Here is a 1,055-nt window from a genome sequence, read left to right as displayed (position 1 = left end):
GGTAGATTGTAAAATTTAAGTTGAACATATTAGTGGACAGAAAAACCCATAAAGGTCTTTAATGGTGTCACCACAACATTCCACTAGAAAGAAGGACCTTTATGAGCACCACTATTTTATCATTTGAAGACTGCGTTGTCATCGAAACACTTCATCATGAAAAGCACTCACTTCAATATATTGCCGATTATTTAGGCTTTAGTAAAACCACTATCTTTAATGAGGTTCATCGCTTAGCTGGTGAGTATCACGCAGTTAAGGCTCAAACTGACCATGAAGTTAAACTTAGTCATCGTGGTCGTAAAACCATCTTAACGACTAACCTAAAGCGATTGATTGAAGAAAAAATCAAGATCCAAAAATGGTCAATTGAACAAGTGGCTCATGTAGTTAGAATTGCCTACAAAACCATCTATAACTGGATTGATCAGGGACTACTGGATATTAATGTGACCGATTTACCTGACCATGGTATTCGTCGCAAACGAGCTAAAGAAACCCGTGGTACTTTTAGTCATGGACGTTCCATCGAAGATCGTCCAGCTGAAATTTCTGATCGTAATACTTCAGGTCACTTCGAAGCTGATACAGTTTTATCTGGAAAACGTAAAGGTCAAGCAGTAGCTACGTTTGTCGAGCGTAAGAGTCGGCTTACCATCGTTAAACGGCTTAATGGACGAGATAGTACTTCAATGACCAAGGCTATTTTAGAAATGGCTAACCAGTTAGGAGATAATCTCAAGACCCTTACTGTTGACCATGGGAAAGAATTCGCCAACTACAATTTGATTGAAGAACAGACCGGTGTTCCGCTGTACTTTGCGCACGCTTATTCGCCACATGAACGAGGCAGTAATGAAAATCGCAACCGAGTACTACGCCGCTTCATTCCCAAAGGTCAACCGATTGATGAGATTACCGATGATGAATTGATTCAAATTAACTGGTATTTGAATTCCCGACCACTCAAATGTTTAAATTGGCGAACACCGATTGAGATCTTTTTGCGTGATCTGCGTTACTAAATTTGTTCAAGTTATTTCTTGCAATCTGCC

1 protein-coding gene is annotated in these 1,055 nt (G+C 39.7%); it reads left to right on the top strand.

The window, feature by feature from the left end; translation table 11 throughout:
• Positions 1-101 precede the first annotated feature (101 nt).
• On the top strand, positions 102-1,025 hold the full coding sequence (locus EKM96_RS10515) for an IS30 family transposase (RefSeq protein WP_047021683.1): 924 nt from the start codon (positions 102-104) through the stop codon (positions 1,023-1,025).
• The last annotated feature ends 30 nt before the right edge of the window (positions 1,026-1,055 follow it).

Source organism: Levilactobacillus tangyuanensis (assembly GCF_003946545.1).
Classification (GTDB): Bacteria; Bacillota; Bacilli; order Lactobacillales; family Lactobacillaceae; genus Levilactobacillus; species Levilactobacillus tangyuanensis.
The sequence above is the reverse complement of the archived record's forward strand: the minus strand, read 5'-3'. Positions and strand labels throughout refer to the sequence as shown.